Source organism: Microcystis sp. M44BS1, assembly GCF_020244875.1.
Classification (GTDB): Bacteria; Cyanobacteriota; Cyanobacteriia; order Cyanobacteriales; family Microcystaceae; genus Microcystis; species Microcystis panniformis.
Genome location: NZ_JADBVM010000095.1, coordinates 1 through 22,031 on the forward strand (window position 1 = coordinate 1; position 22,031 = coordinate 22,031).

Annotated in this window: 13 protein-coding genes; all 13 read left to right on the top strand. The window is 45.0% G+C overall.

The window, feature by feature from the left end; translation table 11 throughout:
• The first annotated feature begins 901 nt into the window (after nt 1–901).
• Nucleotides 902–3,946 carry a type I polyketide synthase gene (locus IM515_RS06705; protein WP_287630550.1) on the top strand — a complete coding sequence of 1,015 codons (3,045 nt, stop codon included), beginning with the start codon at nt 902–904 and terminating at the stop codon, nt 3,944–3,946.
• Between the two features lie 21 nt (nt 3,947–3,967).
• Nucleotides 3,968–7,417: an SDR family oxidoreductase gene (locus IM515_RS06710; RefSeq protein WP_185240019.1), complete on the top strand. Its 3,450-nt coding sequence runs from the start codon at nt 3,968–3,970 to the stop codon at nt 7,415–7,417.
• 66 nt (nt 7,418–7,483) lie between these two features.
• Nucleotides 7,484–9,037 (top strand): thioesterase family protein, encoded by a 1,554-nt coding sequence (locus IM515_RS06715; protein WP_287630549.1) that lies wholly within the window; start codon nt 7,484–7,486, stop codon nt 9,035–9,037.
• 141 nt (nt 9,038–9,178) lie between these two features.
• Nucleotides 9,179–10,990 (top strand): NAD(P)/FAD-dependent oxidoreductase, encoded by a 1,812-nt coding sequence (locus IM515_RS06720; RefSeq protein WP_110578582.1) that lies wholly within the window; start codon nt 9,179–9,181, stop codon nt 10,988–10,990.
• Nucleotides 10,991–11,117: 127 nt separating this feature from the next.
• Nucleotides 11,118–11,879: an SDR family NAD(P)-dependent oxidoreductase gene (locus IM515_RS06725; protein ID WP_016517237.1), complete on the top strand. Its 762-nt coding sequence runs from the start codon at nt 11,118–11,120 to the stop codon at nt 11,877–11,879.
• An 84-nt stretch (nt 11,880–11,963) separates the two neighbouring features.
• Complete coding sequence (locus IM515_RS06730) at nt 11,964–13,328, top strand: flavin-containing monooxygenase (RefSeq protein WP_110578583.1); 1,365 nt, start codon at nt 11,964–11,966, stop codon at nt 13,326–13,328.
• Nucleotides 13,329–13,375: 47 nt separating this feature from the next.
• Entirely contained in the window at nt 13,376–15,139 is a 1,764-nt protein-coding gene (locus tag IM515_RS06735) for an NAD(P)/FAD-dependent oxidoreductase (protein WP_287630548.1), read from the top strand.
• 128 nt (nt 15,140–15,267) lie between these two features.
• Entirely contained in the window at nt 15,268–15,639 is a 372-nt protein-coding gene (locus IM515_RS06740; protein WP_110578585.1) for a hypothetical protein, read from the top strand.
• A gap of 73 nt (nt 15,640–15,712) precedes the next feature.
• The gene (locus IM515_RS06745; RefSeq protein ID WP_193958711.1) at nt 15,713–16,738 is read left to right on the top strand and encodes an SGNH/GDSL hydrolase family protein; all 1,026 of its coding nucleotides are present in this window, start codon (nt 15,713–15,715) and stop codon (nt 16,736–16,738) included.
• Nucleotides 16,739–16,816: 78 nt separating this feature from the next.
• Entirely contained in the window at nt 16,817–18,139 is a 1,323-nt protein-coding gene (locus tag IM515_RS06750) for an ABC exporter membrane fusion protein (protein WP_110578587.1), read from the top strand.
• Nucleotides 18,136–19,332, top strand: coding sequence for an ABC transporter permease DevC (gene devC, locus IM515_RS06755; RefSeq protein WP_287630547.1), 1,197 nt, complete (start codon nt 18,136–18,138; stop codon nt 19,330–19,332). Before IM515_RS06750 ends, devC begins: the two co-directional genes overlap by 4 nt.
• Nucleotides 19,333–19,380: 48 nt before the next feature.
• Complete coding sequence (locus IM515_RS06760) at nt 19,381–20,055, top strand: DevA family ABC transporter ATP-binding protein (protein ID WP_110578589.1); 675 nt, start codon at nt 19,381–19,383, stop codon at nt 20,053–20,055.
• A 201-nt stretch (nt 20,056–20,256) separates the two neighbouring features.
• Entirely contained in the window at nt 20,257–21,987 is a 1,731-nt protein-coding gene (locus IM515_RS06765; protein WP_287630546.1) for an Rqc2 family fibronectin-binding protein, read from the top strand.
• The last annotated feature ends 44 nt before the right edge of the window (nt 21,988–22,031 follow it).

Consider the following 22,031-nt stretch of genomic DNA (forward strand, 5'->3'; position numbering starts at 1 on the left):
TCATAATAAATATTGGCAGAGGATTAAATATTAGTTATTGTGACTAACTCTTTTGATTAGAAAAAGATAAACTTGAGAATCTTCGGTCAAATTTATTGACTCAAAATCAGCTATACTTAATTTAAATGAAACAGCCCTACCTTGATAAGGGGGGTGCCGATCCCCCCTTAGTCCCCCCTTAATCCCCCCTTGATAAGGGGGGGCATCTGATAATTTTTAACGCCTACCTACTTAAATTTGTTGATGATTTAAACTCCCGGCTCTCCTCGTTTCTGTGTGGAAGGAAGAAGAATAGGGATAATTTTCCAGAAATATACTCTTCAAATGGGAGCATCTCACCTTTGTAACCCCTAAATCAGGTTTTATGTCAAGCTATTTTGAAAGCCTTGCTAGAAACCAGTTTTAGGGACAAGTATAATTACTCACTTGCATAAATGAGATGCTCCCCTTCAAACTCTTGAAATCCTTGCCGTCGCCAAGACTCCTACGAATGATCAGCACTTATGATCACACAAAGTCGAGAAGAGCTGCTTATCTTCTCCCTTAACATCCTAAACTTCCAGAAGAGCCGCTTATCTTCTCCCTTAACATCCTAAACTTCGATTGTCACTGCTGAAACTTACCCATATACTTGTGAATAAGTTACAACTATAGAGTAAATGCTAAAGTTTTCCCTTTAACATTTCTCTGGAAAATCCTTTGAATAATTGAATACCTTGGCTTATATACCGTGATTTTATCAAGGTTATTTTAAGCGCAAATGAGATAGTTGTAATTGCTAAACGACAATAAATCATAAGCTTTCGGGAAATACCGAAAAAAGACCTGGCTGGGTTCCCTCGCTCCTAGGATAACCAGATAGTTATCAAACACAATTATTGTCCTCAAAACAAGGAAAAAAATGCCGAAAACTCAAAGCGATAAAATCGCCCATCCTATAGCCGTTGTCGGAATGGGTTGCCATTACCCTGGTGCCAAACAATTAAGCGAACTTTGGGAGAATATTTTGGCGCGTCGTTGTCAATTTCGCCAGTTTCCCGATCAACGTTTACCACTCTCGGAATATTATGATCCCGATCCCGCCACTCCCGATAAAACCTACGGAACACGCGGGGCCTTCATTGATGGCTTTCAATTCGACTGGATTAATCGTCGAGTTCCCAAAAAAACGGTCGATGGAACCGACATCGTGCATTGGTTAGCCTTAGAAGTAGCCGACAAAGCGATCGAAGATGCTGGGTATCGTCGAGATACCATTCCCACCCAGAAAACCGGGGTCATTCTCGGCAATTCCTTAACTGGAGAACATACTCGCTCGAATGTGATGCGGTTACGTTGGCCCTACGTACGAAGAGCCTTGCGAGCCGCTGCCGAAGTCAAAGGACTGTCTGGAACAATTGTGGAAGAACTTCTCGAAACAATGGAGAAATTCTATAAATCCGTTTTCCCACCCATTACCGAAGATACCCTAGCTGGAGGACTGTCCAACACCATAGCCGGACGAATCTGTAACTTTTTTAATTTTGACGGTGGTGGTTATACCGTCGATGGCGCTTGTTCCTCCTCCCTAATCGCCGTTGTCACTGCCGCCAACGCTTTAAGTAATGGCGATTTAGACATGGCCTTAGCCGGTGGCATTGATATCAGTCTCGATACCTTTGAATTAATTGGTTTCGCCAAAACCGGCGCCCTGACGGCTCAGGATATGAAAGTGTATGATCGCCGAGCCAGTGGTTTTGTTCCTGGAGAAGGATGTGGTTTTGTTGTCCTCAAACGCTTAGAAGATGCACAGGCCGATGGCGACTACATTTATGCCCTGTTGGACGGCTGGGCGTTGTCCTCCGACGGCAAAGGAGGCATTACCGCACCCTCTAAGGTGGGACAGTCCAAAGCCCTATTAAGAGCTTACGAAAAAGCCGGTTATAGTCCCCAGTCTCTTCATTTTATTGAAGGACATGGAACCGGAACCCCCGTAGGCGATCGGGCTGAAATTGAAGGGGTAGCCCTAGCCATGAACGCCTCGAAACCTGCCCCCCCTCGTTCCTGTGGCATGACTTCTTTTAAATCCCTCGTTGGTCATACGAAAGCGGCGGCCGGGATCGGGGGTTTCATTAAAGCGGTCATGGCGGTTAATCAGCGGATCGTTCCCCCGACTGTTAACTGTCAAGAACCGAATCCCGTTTTCGAGGAGAGCGCCCAATGTTTATATCCAGTACAACTAGGGGAAATCTACCCGGAAACGGAGGTTTTACGGGCAGGAGTGTCGGCTATGGGTTTTGGGGGCATTAACTCCCATGTGACCCTTTCTTCCGGGGACCCGGCGACGACTCGTCTCAAATCTGGCATAGCCGAACGGGCTTTATTCGTGTCTAACCAAGATACAGAGTTATTTGTTTTTGGGGCGAATTCAACGACAGACCTCTTCAAAATCGTCGAAAAGCTGAAACCGCAACTAGAAGGCATGAGTTTGGCAGAAATGCCCGATTTGGCGGCTAAATTGGCGCAAGAATTACCTGAACACTGCCCTACGAGGGCCGCCCTGATCGCGGCAACTCCCAGGGAATTATCCACAGGACTCGATCGCCTCTCCCTACTGCTCACAGAGTCCTCCCTTAGAAGCGGAGAAATGCGCGTCTCTCCTCAAAAAGACCTTTGGTTAGCCGAAAAGGTGCAACGAACTAAAATCGGCTTTCTCTTCCCTGGCCAAGGTTCGCAACGTTTAAATATGGCGCGGATGTTGGTGGAACGTTACCCCTGGGCGCAGGATTTTCTCTCCCAAGCCGATCAATGGTTGCAAGAAGCGGGATTGGCACCGATCGGTCCGGTGATCTACCGTCCTCTCGATCGAGCCATCAATCGCGAAGAGGTGGAAAATTGGTTCCAAGCCTTAACCCAAATCGCCCCCCAAACGGTTTGTTTTGTGTCCTTACTATGGCAGAAATACTTACAGCGATTAGGAATTAAACCGGTGGCTGTGGGCGGTCATAGTTTAGGAGAATTAACGGCCTTCCAAGCGGCGGATTGCTATGACGAAAAAACTTTACTTTGTTTCGCCGCCCTCCGGGGACAGGTGATGACGGAGAGTAGTTCCACTACAGGAACAATGGCCAGTTTAGCTTGTTCCCGTTCTCAAGCGGAGGAGTTACTACGAGGAGTCGCGGGATATGTGACAATCGCCAATTTAAATAGCCCCAGGCAAACAGTAATTTCGGGTGAGGTCGATAGTGTTTTGGCGGTTCTTGAAAGGGCTTTGGTGCGAGGGATTCAAGGAAAAAAATTACCCGTCGCTAACGCTTTTCACTCGAAAATGGTGGCGGCGGCGGCGGAAAAACTTCGCCAAACTTGCTCTTTTGCGGAATATCCAACGCCGAAGTTGTGGTTAGTATCTAGTAAAACAGGACAGCAAGTTTCCCAAGTAATTTCTCTATCAGAACACTTCGCCGACCAAATTACTGCACAAGTTGATTTTATTTCTCTATACCAACAGATTGCTCGTCAATGTGACTTCTTGTTGGAGGTGGGTCCAGGAAAAGTTCTTTCGGGATTGACCGCAGAAATCGCTGAATTTACCCTCTGTTTGCCCCTAGAATCTCAAGTGGGTAATACACGGGATCTGAATACAGCAATTGCGGCGATATTTGTGCAAGGAACTGGTATTAATTGGAATTTTTTCTACGAAAATCGGTTGATTCGTCCATTTATTCCAGCGTCAGAACGCCTGTTCATTGATAATCCTTGTGAGCGTTCCTTCAATTTCGAGCGTGAGGAACTCGATCAAATCATCCCTTTTCCACTTCAAACCACATCTAAATCAGCTTCTCTAGAGAACTTACCTGCTTTATCCACAGAGGAAATGAGTGACCTTCTCAGTGATTATTTTTCGCAACGAAGCTCATTTTTAGCCGAATTAATTCGGGCTGATTTAGAAAACCTCTCTTTCCTGTAAACCTATTCGCTGGATGATACCATGACTCACGAAAAACTTTCTCCCAACGAACAAATGAATGAGAAAATTTTGACAATTCTCTCAGCTTATTTTCAGCAAAGGGGTTCCTTTCTCGCTCAAGTAATCCGCGCCGATTTACAGTCTCTAGGCAGTAACTTTAAGCCTTCAGATATCCCGAACAATGGGAAAAGTCCGACCCATTCTTTCTCGGCTCCGACCCTAGAGAATCCTACAATAAAACCACTGGTTATGATCGATTCCCCTCCCGGGAAATCTGTCCCCACCGGGGCTAGCCAACCTCCTGCCAATTTAGAAACCCAATTAATTGTCTTAGTAGCGCAGAAAACGGGATTTCCCGAAAATACTATTCACCTAGGAGCAAGACTGCTAGATGACTTAAATTTGGATTCTATTAAGGGAGGGGAATTAATTGCCGATTTTGCCAAGCAGTGCAGCGTAGCGGGAAAAGTGGATCCGACCACTCTAGCGAACGCATCGCTTCAAGAAATTCTCGAAGCCGTGCGAGAAGTGATGCCCACCCCAATGGAGTCTTCTACTCCCAATTCAGTAGTGACCACAGAATCCAGAAAGGATGTGCAAACGATTTCTCGCCTCTTGCTAGAATTAGTTGCCGGAAAAACGGGGTTTCCGGGGGATAGTTTGTCCCTACAATTGCGCTTACTGGACGACCTGAACTTAGACTCCATTAAAACCGCGGAATTAGTGGCGGAAGCGGCGAAACAGTTGGGCGTTGCCGGCCAGATCGACCCCGCTCAGTTTGCCAATGCCACCTTGGGCGAAATCGCTGAGATTTTAGCCAAACATAGTCAATCCCTCGGGACGGTCACTCCTTCCCCCGCCCCAACCGCTCCCTCTCTAGCTTCTAGCTCTTCTCCTTGGGTTCGTAACTTCGTAGTAGAATATTCTCCCGAAGAAGCGATCGAGCTGCCGGCAGAGGAAAGAGAAAACTGGGAAACCGCCAATTTATTTGCCTACGACAATTGGCCAGAAGCGCACATTCTCATCGTCGCCGAATCGGAAGAAACGGATTGGGTGCAGATGCTGGAGAAGCACTGGCAAGACAAGGGTGCGATGGTTGAGAAGATCACCTACGAAGAAATGGCCCGGCAAGGAGGGATTCAAAACCCGAAATATACGCACTTCCTGGGAATTTTGCCGCAAAAAGCGCGAGGGCATGGCGATTCCTCGGAGCGATTACTACGGGCGATGTCTCGCCTCAGAGCGATCGCAACTCCCCTCAGTGCCAAGCAATTAGAACGGGAATATGTCACCGTCGCCTATCTTCAATTCGGGGGAGGTCACTTCGGTCGTTTACCCGGAATGAGCAATCTGGAACAATGCGGTACGATGGGCTTTGCCGCTAGTCTGCATTTAGAGCGGGCAGATCTGAAGGTACGGGTGATCGATTTACCCAACCAAAACCCCTCGCCCGCGTTGACCGAAACCATCATTGGTGAAATCGGACGCAAAGAAGCCTATTTAGCCGTAGGCTACGATGAACAATCGATCCGTCGCCTTCCTCGCCCGAAAGTACAGGATCGCACCCAATACACTTCCCGTTCCCTATCTTGGTCAACGGAGGACGTGGTATTGATTACCGGTGGTGCGAAGGGAATTACCGCCGAATGTGCCATCGCTTTCGCTCGACTCACTGGAGTCAAAACCGCCCTTGTGGGGCGTTCTCCCCATCCCCAAGATGATCCCCTTGATGCTAGTGCGCGCGAGATCGCCCAAACCCTACGGGCGTTTGCGGAAGAACGGCTGATCTGTCGTTACTATTCCTGTGATGTCACCGATGCGATCGCTGTCCGAGAGCTAGTTACTCATGTTCGCCAAGAGCTAGGGCCGATCACCGGTGTGATTCATGGTTCGGCGTTAAACAAACCCCGTCGGGTGGAAAATTCCACTCTCAGCGAGGCCAAATCGGAAGTAGCCCCCAAAGTCCTGGGCGTTTTGAACCTAATGGAAGCCTTAGAAGAAATGCCGCCGCGACTTTTTGTCGGATTCTCCTCCATTAGTGCGGTTTTGGGATTACCCGGGAATACTTGGTATGGCTTTTCCAATGAATCCCTCGACCTTTTACTTCGCAACTTTGGCGAAAGACACCCAGAAACGTCGGTTTTGGCGATCGCCTTTAGCGTCTGGTCAGAAGTGGGCATGGGGGCGCGCATGGGAACGGTTCGGAATCTCAACCGGATGGGCATTGAGGCCATGCCCACAGAAGATGGAGTCAATCGATTCTTAGAACTGATGTTTAAAGATCCCGGGGATTCTCAAGTAGTGGTCACGTCCAAATTGGGCGGCGTGGAAACCATGCGACGGGGCTTTGATACATGGCGTACCCATCGTTACGAACCCCCCGCCTCTTTCTCATTTATCGAAAATATTCACACCATCGAATTGGGAGTAGAAGTGGGTTTCCGCACCCGTCTTACCCTCGCTCAAGACTCCTATGTTCGGGATCATATCTATAACGGTTCCTATCTTTTCCCCACTGTCTTCGGTTTAGAGGCAATGGCTCAGGCAGCCTTCTATGTCAGCCAAAAAACGGCATTTTCTCGGCTTCGTCTGCAAGATATCCGCTTAGAGCGACCGATAGTTGTCGATCCCGAACAGGGAGTAGAGATCGAAATTTGGGCACGAGTTCTCGAAAAGAAATCTCCCCATGATCCGCTACAAGTGCGCGCCGAAATCCGTACGGAACGGACAGGGTTTACCATCGCCCATTTTGCCGCCACCTTGATTCTCGACGATCAAAGTGCCGAAGTTCCCCTCTCCACGGTAACTGTACCCGATCGACCCCTAGATCTTGACCCCAAACAGGATCTTTACGGTTGGTTACTCTTTCAAGGAACCCGTTTTCAACGACTGAAAAATGTCTATCGTCTCAACTCGAAAGAATTCCTATTCTCCACCCAAGTAGGCGGCGAACGAGCGGAAAAAGAAACCTTCGATCGAGCCGATGGCCCGTTCCTCCTCGGTGATCCCTACTATCGCGACTCTCTTCTGCAATCAGTACAACCAATTATCCCTCAAGATATCTGTTTACCCATCCGCATTGATCGTATTGATCTCTACCAAATTCCCCAGAACCAATCCTGTTTTGGACTAGCTATCAATGAAGGACGCGAGGGCAAAGAGTATCGTACCACTGTCACGGCAGTCAACGAGCAGGGGGAGGTTTTGGAAACGTTAGAAGGTTATCAGTTAAGGATTCTAGAACATCGAGGCGACAATCCCACGGCGGAGGAAATCGCCAATCCCGGTCAACGGGACGAACGGCGATTACAAGAACAATTGAAACAGTCGGCCGAAGCCTTCGGGATCGATGCCCCAACCCTAGCGCTCACCTATCAACCCGGTTTACAAAATTTGCCCACCAGTGAGCGCCGACAACAGGAAGTTCCCTTATTCGCCAAAACAGTCGGAAATTTCCTCAATCCTTCCTAATCATTCCGGGAGAATGGTACGAAAAACGTCTCATTCTCTCCACCTAGTTTCGGAGAATGTTTCAAGATGGGCAAATTCAGACAAGATACGATTACTTCCGCCGTTGATTCTTGGGAACCAGGGAAAACGATGAAAGCACCGCTATATTCGATCACTTCTGGAACAACTCTTCCCCCGGGGATTGATGGTTTACCGCTCCCTCAAACTCCTGAAATTCAGTGGTTAACATCAGGTCAACCGATTCTGCAAGGAGCGGGAGTGGAAAATGTCGGGGTTTCCCTATCCCATGATGAGCAATTCTGTCTCTGTGTCTCCGGTTATGGTCGGCAAGGATGCGATATCGCCCCCATTACTCAACGAAGTCCCCAAGATTGGATCGCTTTACTGAGTTTTAAACGAGAACTTCTACTTCAACAATTACTCGCTCGAGGAGTAGAATCGATCGACCAGGCAGCAACTCGCATCTGGGCTGCCCTGGAAGCTCTCCGGAAAGCTACCCAAGCCATGGACATCGACTTAGTTTTAGAACGATCTCTCGGAGAAAATGTTTTATTTCGAGGCCTCGTTGCCGGTCAGTCTTTATCTGTGCTTACCTTTCCGGTAAAACTTACCCGCAATCCTCAAAGAATGGTAGCGGTGGTGGTCAATTCAACCCCCATTTCCTCCCCTCCCCAAACCACCGTTTCCACTCCCTTGCAAAAACTAATCTGGCGCTGGCCTGTGGGTTACAAGGAAACGGCAACCATTAGCCAAAATGTTTATTTTTCCTACTTCTTTCACTGGATGGGACAAGTACGAGACCGGGCAATTCAACCGATCCGTCATACCTTGGGGGAATATCTCAAAACGGGACGGTGGGGAATGGTAACCAATCGTAGCCAAGTAGAGATTTTTGGAGATTTAGGACTACAGGATCAAGTAGAAGTTCATTTTTGGGTGCAGGAAGTTTCTGGGTCAACTGTTAATTTTGGTTACGACTGGTTTCGGGTGACAGAGCAAGAGATACGAGCAAAAATTGCCCATAGTACTTTAACCATGACTTGGACAGAAATTTCTCCTGGTCAAGGCTCAAAAATTCACCCCCTGCCCCAGTTTTTAGGAGATTTTATGGCGGGTCTTTATGAACCGATTCAAACTTCGCCAGTTCCTTCTCTTTTCTCCATGGGCAAGGAACTCTACCGCGGCGATTATCCCCGCGAGAAAGGAAAATTACTCCGGCAAGAATCCTTTCTCACCTCTTTAGAAGAAACGGATGCGATCGGAAATATTAACTTCGCCATCTATAGTGATTGGCAAGGTCGTTTACGTGACCGTTTCGGTTACTCCCTAGTCCCCGAATTCTATGGACGTTCTGGCCAACGAGGAGAATTTCGTTGTCTTCGTAGTCAGATTGACTATTTACGAGAAGCTCTCCCTTTTGAGGAAATTCACGTTTCTATGCAACTGAGGGCTGTATTTGAACGGGGAATGACCTTAGGTTTCGAGTATTTCCGTCAGGATGCGGCGGGTAATTTTCAGAAACTTGCCGTGGGAGAACAGGATGTAATTTGGCTTCTTGCCGATCAACAAGGCCAATTTCAACCCAGTTTTTTACCTTCGACTATTCAAGACGCTTTCTGAGCCGATCGCTCAATTTCTTGGCCGAATCTTTCCAGAAAAAAATCTAGCGAAGTTGAAGTATTCCCTAAATCAGTTTTTTCCTATCTCTTGAGCGGCTATATTCAAGCCACAAAAGTTTTTTCAATCCTAGGAGTTGTTACCGTGAAAAATATGTCTAATCGCCCTTACGATGTAATTATTATGGGGTCCGGTTTAGCTGGCCTTTGTCAAGCTCGACATCTAATGCTCAAAATTCCTAATATTCGGATCGCTATGATTGATCCTCGTCCCGAAAATCGGACAGAAAAGGATCTGAAATTAGGAGAATCTACAGTTGAAGTAGCGACACTATTTTTTGGCAAAGATTTAGGATTGTACGAATATTTAATTGAAAATCATCCCCCGAAATACGGTCTGAATTTTCACTGGCCCAAGCGAAATGATCAGACAAAAACCATCGATGATTACTTTCATATCTGGGCAAATCGGCAACCGGATTTAGCTTCGACGCAACTAAATCGCCCGAAATTTGAACGGGATCTGCTGAAAATGAATCGGGAAATGGGCGCAGATTTTTATAATGGCCGGGTAGTGGATATCGATTTGACCCCGAATGATCAACTACATACCGTTAAAGTTAAATTACCAAACGAGTCGATCGAGTTACAGGGTAAGCATCTTGTAGATGCGGCTGGAAGAAGATTTTTAATCGGCAAGAAAACTAATAATATTAGTTTCGATTCTAAGGATTTGTATGGGGTAAATACTGGTTCAGCTTGGGTTCGGGTTCAAAATGTCGATCGAACAATTTTTCATTCTGGTTACGACCCCACAGGAGCAAGCTGTAGTCATTACTACGCAACCAATCACTGGTTTGGTAAAGGTCATTGGTTATGGATGATTCCCACCGATATAGACACAATGGAATTATCGATCGGTGTGATTCACCACCATGATTATATTTCCAGTGAAAGCCTCAATAGTAAGGAAAAATTCTATGAATTTCTCAAGGCAAACCATAATATTCTCTATCAATTGGTCACCAGTGCCGAGAATATTGATTTCCACTACTGGCCGAGGCTCGCTCACACCAGTAAAACCCTATACTCTCCCGATAATTGGTATGTGATTGGCGATTCTGCTTGTATTTTTGATGCTTTTTATTCTCTCGGATCGACGATGATCGTATCAGCGATCGATAGTATTACAGAGATTATTCGCGCCAAGTTAGCCGGAGAAGTCAACGCGGCGGAAAAATGCCAAGCCTACAATCAATTCAATCTGACTCTGATCAACTCGATTAATCTCTTTATGCATAACCATAGTCGTCACTTGGGAGATGCCAGTATTATGAGTTGGCGAATTTACTTTGAAAACATGATTTGGTTTGGCATTTTGATCCCCATTTTTGTGGGCAAATGGCACTTAGACTTAGAGTTTATCCCCCAGTTCGTCCAAACTTTCCAAACAACCCTCAGAAGTCTAGTTTATGAAATTCACGATCAGTTCGATCAACTGGTGGACGAAAAGAAAAATATCGGCTTAATGGATTGTTACCGTAGTGATCAACTGATTTGGAACTATCACACCCCTAAGCGTTATACCCACGCCCTCGAAAATGCCCAATATGAACCAAAACAAACCAGCGTATTTACCAGCATGAAGAAAACCTTCTTCTATCTGACCATTTGGTATCTAAAACTGCAATGGAAAAGTGGCGGTCTGTCCCAAGTTTGCCACCCCCGTTCTCTGGGTACAATGGCAAAATTATTGACCACCTCTATTTACATTGGTCTGGGAGATATCATCTATAGTTTAACTGGGAATCATGGCAGCGAAAGCCAATTGATCGCAGAAATGAGAGAGGCTTTTCAAGAGTATCAGTATGGGGATACCCTTCAACCTTGGATAGTCGAGGGAGTAGATACTAAATCTCTGGAAATGGAAGCGGAAAAAGTTCCCTTGCAAGTGTAGATATTTCCTGGGGCAAATTACCCCATTTAGACAATGTTTACCCTCCGAGAAAAAGCTGATTTCTTTGCTCTCTCTCTCATAAAAAATATCCCTGCTCTTGTTCAATTATCCAATCTTAGGAGGAATTATGCGACGTATTTTCATCACTGGTGCTTCTAGTGGCATTGGCCAAGCTTTAGCGATTAAATTAGCGCAAGAGGGTCATATTTTAGGATTAGCCGCCCGTCGTCAAGATAAGCTAGAACAGGTTGCTCAACAAGTACAGGCAGCGGGGGGTAAGGCCTACCTTTATCCTCTCGATGTGCGCGACCGTCGCCAACAATTCGAGGCGATCAATCATTTCGCCGGGTTAGGGGGTTTAGATGCCGCCGTAGCCAACGCCGGATTCGGCATTACAAAGCCGATTTTGGCAACCAGCGAGGAGGAAGCCCGAGAATTATTCGATGTGAATCTCTTCGGCTTACTCTACACCTTACAAGCTAGCGCTCCCCATCTTCACGAAGGTGTTTTTGTCGGCGTTTCTTCTGTCGTTGCCTATGCTTTGCCCACGGGTTACGGGGTTTATAGTGCCTCGAAAAGCGCGGTTTCATCCCTACTCACCGTTGCTCGCCGCGAGATGGGCCATCAATTTAAAGTCGTTTTGGTGAGTCCTGGGGAAACTCAGACAGAATTTTGGCAAGTTGCCCAAAAGCGTTCCGGGCATTTAATTGATGGTCGTTCTCCAGTGCCGATGGCTTCAGCCGATACGGTGGCGGCAGTAATTGCCCGAGCGATCGAGCGTCCCCAACCGAATGTTTTTATGAATTGGACAGAGCGTTTATTGCCCATCCTACGCGGTGCTTTTCCGGCGGTTCTGGAACATCATTATCGAGTAGTTGAACAGCATTAAATTCCCTCTGGAAATCAGGGGTACCCCTGATTTCCTCCCTGACTTTTTCGAGTGAAATTTTGAAACTCTGGAGAACATAGAACGATGAATCCCCTGCTCGATCGAGTATGTATTATCGGTGCTGGTGCTTCAGGCATCGCAGCTTGTAAGGTCTTAAAAGAGCGAAGAATTGCCTTTGATTGTTATGAAATGAGTAACCGTGTGGGCGGTCTTTGGGTCTATAACAATGCCAATGGTTTATCCAGTGCCTATCGCTCCCTGCATATTAACACTTCCAAACAACTGATGCAATACTCCGATTATCCTTTGTCGGAGGAGTATCCTAATTTCCCGCATCACAGTCAAATCGCTCAATACTTTGATGATTATGCCGAGCATTTTGGCCTTAAGCCCCATATTCATTTTCAAACAAAAGTCGTTCAAGCTGAACCCCTAGAATTCGGTGGTTGGCAAATTACTCTCGACGATCAATCTTGCCATAATTATCGGGCCCTAATTGTTGCCAATGGACACCACTGGAATCCTCGTTGGCCTAACCCGTCTTTTCCTGGAGAATTTGAGGGCAAACAAACTCATAGTCATTACTATAAGAGTGGGGAAATTTATCAGGACAAAAATGTTGTTGTCGTCGGTTTTGGCAATTCTGCGATGGATATTGCCGTTGAAGTATCTCGGATTGCTCGAAATACTTACTTATCCGTAAGACGCGGCTTTCATATTATTCCTAAACACGTTTTAGGAACCCCTCTTGATCTAGCGCCAATTCCTCGTTTTTTACCGTTCTCCTGGAAATTAAAAATTCAAGCTTTTGCGGTGAAATTGCAGGTGGGAAAATTAAGCCAGTATGGTCTCCCCGATCCCGATCATCCTTATATGCACGCTCATCCTACCATCAGTTCCGATATTTTTTCCGCCCTATCTCACGGACGAGTGAAACCGAAACCCAACATTCAAAAGTTAGATGGAGATGGAGTGATCTTTGTGGACGGAAGCCGAGAAAAAGTGGATGAAATTATCTATTGCACTGGCTATAACGTGAGCTTTCCTTTTTTCCGTTCAGAAGTGATCGAGGTTAAAAATAATGAGGTACAACTATTCCATCATGTTTTTCACCCTCACTATCGCGATTTATTTTTTATTGGCCTATTACAACCGATCGGTCCAGTTATGCCGATCGCTGAATTACAAAGTCAGTGGATTAGTCAATACTTATTAGGAGAGTACAAGTTGCCCGATTCTAGGACAATGAAACGGGAAATCTTCCAAGAAAAAGAACAAGTTCGTCAACGTTACGGTTATTCAGCCCGTCACACAATGCAAGTGGATTATGAGCCTTATATTGCTCGTGTGAAAAAGGAGATGAAAAAGGGTTCCAGGGGAGCGGTACCTCTGCTCCAATCTGAAGCCAATTCTTTGTTACCAGCCCACATTGTTAGCACGATCAGCTAAATTTTCTGTTCCACTGTCTCTATTTACTCCTGTTCTCGGTAATTGTCATGATGAAAACCACTAATTCTGTTCGGCAATTCGTCTATGATGTTGTGATTATGGGTGCTGGTTTTGCGGGCGTTTGCCAAGCCCGTCACCTGATGCTTAAGGTTCCCAATATCAAGATCGCTTTAATCGATCCTCGTCCAGAAAATCGTAGCGATAAGGATCTAAAAATTGGCGAGTCAACGGTAGAAATTGCTAATTTATTTATTTGTAAAGAGTTGGGTCTTTACGAATACATGATTGAAAATCATCCTCCCAAATTTGGCTTAAATTTTCACTGGCCAAAAGATTCTCACAAAACCGATACCATCGAGGATTACTACCATATTTGGACGAATCGACAGCCCCCCCTTGCCTCTAGCCAAATGAATCGAGCTAAATTTGAGCGGGATCTGTTACGAATGAATAAGGAAATGGGAGTTGATTTTTATAATGGTCGTGTCGTTGATGTTACTATTCATCCCGGAAATGATCCCCATCAAGTCAAGGTTAAATTGCACGATGAAGTGATTGAATTAACCGCTAAACATTTAGTAGATGCCGCTGGTCGTCAATTTATTATCGGCAAAAAAACTGATAATGTTATTTTCGATCCGGAGCATCTTTGTGGTGTAAATACGGGTTCGGCATGGGTACGGGTTAAAAATATTGATCGAACTCTTTTTCACTCTGGCTATGATCCAGAAGCCACATCCTGTAGTCACTACTATGCCACCAATCACTGGTTCGGGCAAGGTCATTGGCTATGGATGATTCCCACGGATACAGACACTCAAGAAATTTCGATCGGAGTTATCCATCATCATGAAATTATTCCCGCCGATTATCTAAATCAAGAACAGAAGTTTTACGCATTTCTCAAAGCTAATCACAAACTTCTTTATGATTTATTGATCAGTGGAGAGAAGATCGATTTTCACTACTGGCCGAGAATCGCTCACACCAGTAAGGAAGTTCTTTCGGCAGATAATTGGTATGTGATTGGGGATGCGGCTTATATTTTCGATGCTTTTTATTCTATGGGTACATCCCTGACCACTTTTGCCATCGAAAGTGTTACTGAAGTCATTCGATCGAAGTTAGCAGGAGAAGCAGATGCCGAGGTTAAACGCATCGCTTACAACCAATTTAATCTCGCACAAGCGGAAGGAGTGAATCAACTTATGCGCGATCACAAAACTCAACTCGGTCATGCCAGTATCATGAGTTGGCGAATCTATTTCGAGTACATCTGGTGGTTCGGAATTTTGGTACCCCTGTATGTGGGAAAATGGCATCTCAATGTTTCCTTTATTGAGGGATTTGTCAAGATTCATCGTCAGACAGTCAATTCACTTTTTGTCGAGATTTACGAACAATTAAATCAATTAGTTAAACGAAAAGCTAACCTAGGCTTACTGGATTGTTATCGAGGGGATCAGCTACTAGGTGACTATCAACCGCTAGTCCATTTTGATAGCTTCCTAGAAAATGTTCAATATGAGCCTTTTCGTAGCAACATCTTTACGAGCATCAAATACACTCATTTCTATGGAGCGATTTGGTATCTCGTTTTTCAGTGGAAGGGGTTTGGTTTGGGGGGAGTAATAGCTCCTAAACATCTCTATCACTTCCTGCGACTCTTGCTTTTGTCAGGGGTCGCCTCGTTCGGAGAATTTTATCATCGATTAAAGATGAAAAAAATTCCTCACAATCATCAAATTGCTTGCACAACTGAGGAATTTAAACATTATCAATATCAATCTTCTTTAAACCCTTGGATTTAGCCGTGTTTATCAAGGGTGTTTTCTAGGAATAGGTGCGGCTAGGATGATCAAGTAATATGATTAATAGCTACCTATTTCTTTCCTGACAACTCTCCATTCTTGCTCTTAAGAATTACTCGGAAAAAGTCATGTTTACCTATGAAGAAATTCATCAAGGGGTCAAATCGTTAGGGCTAAATCTGACCGAAAAAGAATTAGCATCTCTACAGTCTGGCAATCTAGTTTCGTTAGAGCAAAGACGCTTAAGTGAAATTGGCTCTATTTTTATCCTCGCTGCTGCCCTTTGTCCTCTCAATTCAGACCAAAAAAGAAAAACTCCCCTATTTCTCGATATTTACGCTTCAGGGCAACCCGCATCTAATCAACAAGGTATCCCGGTTTATTGCTGGTCAAAAAAACCATCCGAACGAGCTTGTCTTTATCTATTTTTAGCCAATGGAATTCCTTCTTGTCAGATCGTGGTCACTTTTTATCAATTACCAGAGGAAATAACTTCCTAGGGAATTGTTTTGCTCAATTTTAATAGCATTTCTCAGAAAATGTGTTTTTATTTATTTCCAAAAACCTTAGGATATGTCCACAAGTAAAAGGTTATCTGTCTCGCTTATTTTTCCTGAATATTGGTTGAGGACACATCCTCTCCGAACAATAACCTTTCAAGCTTTTGGGATTGGTTCTCTTTCCTTACTCTGTGCAGGAGTAATACAATCTTCGGTTCAAGCGAGTAGCTTTAACATTGATGAAATCTATGTTTTTGGTGACAGCAACGTAGATATAGGTCGAGTGTATCAGGCTACTGGTGGAGCATTTCCACCGGTTCCCCTGTATGCCGAGGGACGTTTTACCAATGGCCCGGTTTGGGTGGAATATCTAGCCCAATCTCTGGGATTAACGGTTAATGCCGCCACCAATTTTGCTTTTGGCGGAGCGAATACGGGGACGCTGAACACGATTAATCCAAGTTGGCCAGGAGTCCTCACGCAAGTCAATCAATATCTTAATAGCGTAACGGTCGCCGATCCTCGGGGATTATATATCATCGCTGCCGGTGCTAATGACTATGTGTTTGGCGGCATCACTGAGCCAGTGGTGGCGGTGAACAATCTAGAAATTTCTATTCGCGCTCTTGTTGGTATGGGGGCCAGCCAAATCATGGTCAGTAATCTTTTCGATTTAGGAAAAGTGCCTCTTGTGCAAGGGACCGGACGAGAAGCGGCTCTCAATCACTTCACCACAGAGCATCGAGAGCTGCTATTTACTCGAATCAACCATTTGCAAACAACCTTTGGCTCCCGGGTGAAAATTATGACTCTAGATTTCTGGGATAGTTTTAACCAATTACAAGCCAATCCCGCTCGTTTTGGGTTTAGTAACCTAACAGAACCCTGTCTAGTCACTAATCCGGTTGTGAGTGTTTGTAGTGATCCCGATAGTTACTTTTTTTGGGATCAACTCCATCCCTCGACCGCCGGACAAAGAGCAATCGCCGCCGTTGCTCAATCGAGCTTACAATCTATCCCCGAACCAGCTACCCGTGGGGCTATATTCTTCGTTTCTGCCCTTGCTTTCATCGGTCGAATGATCCGAAAAAATCCCTAACTCCCTCCCCGTCGGCCTTTGTACAGTCTCGGTAGTTTCCTGTTTTGCCCTTATTTTTTGGTTAGAATCAACTAAACAATGGTTAAATCTGCATTTTTTGTGAAACCTAGAGGCTGGATAACAAGTGTTACTGTCATTACAGTTGCTATATTAACTGGTTCGAGTGCTACCTATTTTCTCATACGTTTTCGAGGGAATAGCCCCGCTCCAGCGGCGATTTATTCCCCATCGAAGATTAGTCCCACTGCTATCTCCGCCAGAGGCTATGTCGAACCCAAGGGAGAAGTGATTAAAATCTCGGCCCCTGCTTTCATGGAGGGAACGAGAGTAGCCCAACTCCTAGTAAAACAAGGAGATAATCTGAAAAATGGTCAAATTATCGCAATTTTAGACAACCATGAGCGCCTTCAAGCCGCTTTGACCCAAGCTGAAGCCCAGAGGAAAATATCCCAGGCCCGTTTAGCACAAGTTAAAGCGGGGGCAAAACAGGGAGATGTGGCCGCACAAGATGCCCGTTTCCAAAAAACAAGAGCGGAATTACGGGGACAGATTGCGACCCAACAGGCGACCATTGCCAGTTTAGAAGCGGAGTTACAAGGGGAAACCTCGGCCCGAAAGGCAACTATCGAACGAATTCGGGCCGAATTAATCAACGCACAAACGGATTGCCGTCGTTATCAAACCCTGTACCTAGATGGGGCTGTACCGGAGCAAGAACGAGACCGCTTTTGTCTACAAGCGGAAACCATCGCTAAAAGTTTACAAGAAGCGGAAGCGAATCTGAATCGAATCGAGCGCACCATGAAGCAACGTATTCAGGAGGCCAAAGCCAATCTCGATCGCACCCGAACCACCCTCGCTCAAGAGATCAAAGCCAATCAAGCGGCTTTAGAAGCGGTCGCCGAAGTTCGTCCCGTCGATGTCCAAGTTGCCGAAGCCCAATTAATATCCGATCAAGCCTTGGTAGAACGGGCCCGAGCCGAATTAAACCTAGCCTATGTAAAAGCACCAAAAAGCGGTCAAATTCTGAAAATTCGTACCTGGCCCGGGGAAGTTGTCGGCAATGAGGGGATTGTTGATTTAGGTCAAACTGGGGAAATGTATGTTCGTGCGGAAGTTTACGAAACAGACATTCAACGGGTGCGCGTCGGACAAACCGCTACGATTCGGAGTGATGGTTTAGCCGGAGAATTAACGGGAGTTGTTAGCGAAATTGGTTTACAAGTGGGCCGGCAAAATGTTCTTGGTACCGATCCAGTAGCCGATGCCGATGCCAGGGTAGTGGAAGTGAAAATTCGCCTTACCCCCGAATCGAGCGCCCAAGTATCTGGCTTAAGCAATTTGGAAGTGACGGTGGTAATTGAGGATAGCAATGCCCAAAATCAAGGAGAAACCAAGTGAATAAGCGAAAATTATTCCAGAAACGAGGCACTAAGTTGGCCACGGCTTGGCTACAGCTAAAGCATCAAAAAGTTCGTCTACTGGTGGCTCTTTCAGGCGTAATTTTTTCCGTGGTGATTATTTTTATGCAGTTGGGGATTCGCGATGCTCTCTTCGATAGTGCCGTTCGTTTCCATCAAAGTTTACAAGGAGATATTTTTTTAATCAGTCCTCGCTCGACTGCCTTAATTGCGATGGAAAGTTTCCCAGAACGACGACTTTTACAATCACTTGCTTTTGATGAAGTCGATTACGTTAGCCCGATTTATCTCGATTTCGCTCAATGGAAAAATCCTAATACTCGTAATTATTGGCGTAATATTTTTGTGATTGGTATTAATCTGAGATACCCCGTACTCAATTTGTCTGGAATTACCGAAAATATCGAGAAATTAAAAATGCCTAATACGGTATTATTTGATCAGGGTTCTCGTACTGAATTCGGGACAATTGCCCAAGATTTTCGCAGGGATGGACGGGTAAGCACGGAGTTAGGAAATCCCAACGGAAATCGAAAGGTTAATGTGGTGGGTTTATTTCATTTGGGGACTTCCTTTGGCTCCGATGGAAATTTAGTGACTAGCCATATAAATTTTTTACGAATTTTTGACAATCGCCAGAAGGGCTTCATTGATGTGGGTTTGATTAAACTAAAACCGGATCAAGATATTCAAAGAACCCTAGAAAAACTCAGGAAATACTTGCCAAAAGATGTTCGAGTCTTGTCGAAAAGCGAATTTGTTAACTTTGAAAAAAAATATTGGCAAACTAGCACAGCGATCGGGTTTATTTTTAACCTGGGAGTGGCTCTAGGAATTATTGTTGGTGTGGTGGTAGTTTATCAAATTCTCTATACAAATGTTTCGGAACATCTTTCAGAATACGCCACCCTAAAAGCGATGGGCTATCGTCATAGCTATCTCTTATCAATGGTTTTACAACAGGCTTTTTTAATTGCTGTTCTCGGATATGTTCCAGGTTTTTTGATCGCTAATATTCAATATGAGTTTACTAAAAATGCCACCTTATTACCTGTCAATATGTCGCTTGATCGAGCGGTTTTTGTCTTTATCTTAACCTTAGTCATGGCCTTTGTTTCAGGAGCCACTGCTGTTAAAAAATTGCAAGATGCCGATCCAGCCGATATTTTTTAGAAAAAAGAAACAAATATCTATACCTCATCTCAAGGAAAGAGGCTGTCTATGGAAGTTATTGATATTCAAAACCTCAATCACTATTTCGGTCAAGGAACGCTGAAAAAACAAGTTCTTTTTCAGATCAACTTAAAAATCACAGAGGGAGAGATCGTTATTTTAACTGGCCCCTCTGGTTCCGGAAAAACAACCTTACTATCCTTAATCGGTGGCCTACGCTCTGTTCAAGAAGGAAGCTTACAGCATTTTGAAAAAGAATTACGGGGGGCTAGTGAAGAACAATTAGTCCAAACCCGCCGTCAAATTGGTTATATTTTTCAAGCCCATAATTTGTTACCCTTTCTAACCGCAAGACAGAATGTACAAATGTCGATCGAGCTTCAGGAACATCTCGGCGGGCGGGAAACAGAAGAACGCGCTGCTTTGATATTAGAAAAAGTCGGCTTAGGACATCGGATCGACTATTATCCAGATAGCTTATCTGGGGGACAAAAACAAAGGGTAGCGATCGCGCGAGCTTTGGCCGGTAATCCCCCATTAGTTTTAGCCGATGAACCAACAGCCGCCCTCGATAGTAAAACGGGACGAGACGTGGTGAATTTGATGCAACGTTTAGCCAAAGAACAGCACCGTACTATTGTACTCGTTACCCACGATAATCGGATTTTAGATATTGCTGATCGCATTGTTCACATGGAAGATGGACGCTTGTGCGGTTGCTAATACCCATCTAGAGAAACCTCAGAAAAGGCACTCCTCAGCTTTTCGGCTAAGACTGGGATACCTCCACCGATAGATTCTGACACCAAATCTGTTTTTAATTGAGGAAACAACTTTTTTGTCTTAGCCTTAGTGGGAAGCTATGATATTTTCATGCTTGGCGGTGCCAACTTTGGCATCGAGAAGATCTCCTGAATCCTGAAAATGCAATCCCTAGACTTTACCACCCTCAGTGCCACCTGTGCCGAAATTGCCGCCACTTGGCTGCCAGCCAGACTAGAACAAGTGTATCAAATTGATCGCCAAACGATCGCACTCTATTTACGAACCTTCGATCGCAAGGGATGGTTAATTATTTCTTGGCATCCCCAAGGAGCGCGGCTGCATATTGGCGCTCCACCGCCGAAAGTCCCTGATACCTTCACTTTCAGCGATCAATTGCGTCATCAACTCAATGGTTTTGCGCTGACAAAATTAGCATTTGTTGCCCCGTGGGAAAGAGTCATCGATCTGCAATTTGCCCAACGTCCCGATGATCCGGCCCTGTGGCATTTGTATATAGAAATTATGGGTAAATATAGCAATGTGATTTTAACTACGGCTGACAATCAAATTGTCACCGTTGCCCATCAAGTCAATGCCGCCCAGTCTAGTGTTCGCACCGTACAAACGGGACAAATCTATCAACTACCCCCCGTTTTATTGGCAACAGACCCCAGTTTAGAAGAATCCTTGAGCAGTTGGCAAGCCAGAGTTAGTTTAATCCCTAAAACTATCGAAAAACAGTTATTTAGTACCTATCGTGGGGTTAGTCCCATCATCGCTCGATCGCTGTTACAAAAAGCCAAAATTAACCCGAAATTAAACACGGATCAGTTAGATAATAATGATTGGGAAAAGCTCTTTTCAGCTTGGCAAGAATGGTTAAAAATCCTTGAAAATAAAACCTTTCAACCGGGATGGACGAGAGAAGGTTATACAGTTATCGGTGGGGAGATGCTGGCAGCGGCTAAAAATGTCCAAGAATTATTAAACCGTTATTATAGCGAGCAAATTAATCAAGAAAGCTTTCGACAACTACAGCAAAAATTAAACCAAAAAATTACCTCTTTACTGACTAAACTGCAAACTAAAGCGGCGGGATTTCAAACAAGACTAGCAGAATCTGCTCATGCTGATCGCTATAAAGAGCAAGGGGATTTATTAATGGCCAATCTGCAGCAAATACCGCAGGGAATGACTAGCATTACTTTGGCAGATTTCGAGACAGGAACCCCTGTAATTATTCCTCTTGATCCCGAAAGAAATCCCGTACAGAATGCCCAATATTTTTATAAACAACATCAGAAATTAAAAAGAGCGCGGTTAGCGGTGGAACCTTTATTAGAGGAAGTGGTCAGTGAAATTAATTATCTCGAACAAGTGCGATCGAGTTTAAGTCAACTAGAAAATTATAGCAGCAGCGAAGATTTAGAGGCATTAGACGAGATACAAGAAGAATTAATTCAACAGAAGTATCTAGAAAGCAATTACCAGCGTAATCGGACGAATAATAAAGAATCCGAACCCATGCGCTTTACTACTCCCTCTGGAGTCGAATTATGGATTGGCAGAAATAACCGTCAAAATGATCGGCTAACTTTTCGTAGTGCCAGCGATTACGATATCTGGTTTCATAGTCAAGAAATCGCCGGTAGTCACGTTTTACTCCGTTTAACCCCCGGTACAGTTCCAGAAGCCGCCGATCTGCAATTTGCCGCCGATTACGCCGCTTATTATAGCCGCGCTCGCCATAGTGAACAGGTTCCCGTCGTCTATACCCGTCCCAAATACGTCTATAAACCCAAGGGCGCCAAGCCCGGTATGGTGGTTTACAAACAGGAAACGGTAATCTGGGGCTGTCCTCAGAGGGTTGAAGATTACCGCAAAAAATAATTTTTTACCAAATTGTTTACTTTTTTTTACACAAAAAGGGTATT

Excerpts from the sequence above, each read along its gene's own strand:
- IM515_RS06705 (WP_287630550.1), top strand. The coding sequence starts at position 902 with ATGCCGAAAACTCAAAGCGATAAAATCGCCCATCCTATAGCCGTTGTC.
- IM515_RS06710 (WP_185240019.1), top strand. The coding sequence starts at position 3,968 with ATGACTCACGAAAAACTTTCTCCCAACGAACAAATGAATGAGAAAATT.
- IM515_RS06715 (WP_287630549.1), top strand. The coding sequence starts at position 7,484 with ATGGGCAAATTCAGACAAGATACGATTACTTCCGCCGTTGATTCTTGG.
- IM515_RS06725 (WP_016517237.1), top strand. The coding sequence starts at position 11,118 with ATGCGACGTATTTTCATCACTGGTGCTTCTAGTGGCATTGGCCAAGCT.
- IM515_RS06730 (WP_110578583.1), top strand. The coding sequence starts at position 11,964 with ATGAATCCCCTGCTCGATCGAGTATGTATTATCGGTGCTGGTGCTTCA.
- IM515_RS06735 (WP_287630548.1), top strand. The coding sequence starts at position 13,376 with ATGATGAAAACCACTAATTCTGTTCGGCAATTCGTCTATGATGTTGTG.
- IM515_RS06740 (WP_110578585.1), top strand. The coding sequence starts at position 15,268 with ATGTTTACCTATGAAGAAATTCATCAAGGGGTCAAATCGTTAGGGCTA.
- IM515_RS06745 (WP_193958711.1), top strand. The coding sequence starts at position 15,713 with ATGTCCACAAGTAAAAGGTTATCTGTCTCGCTTATTTTTCCTGAATAT.
- IM515_RS06750 (WP_110578587.1), top strand. The coding sequence starts at position 16,817 with ATGGTTAAATCTGCATTTTTTGTGAAACCTAGAGGCTGGATAACAAGT.
- IM515_RS06760 (WP_110578589.1), top strand. The coding sequence starts at position 19,381 with ATGGAAGTTATTGATATTCAAAACCTCAATCACTATTTCGGTCAAGGA.
- IM515_RS06765 (WP_287630546.1), top strand. The coding sequence starts at position 20,257 with ATGCAATCCCTAGACTTTACCACCCTCAGTGCCACCTGTGCCGAAATT.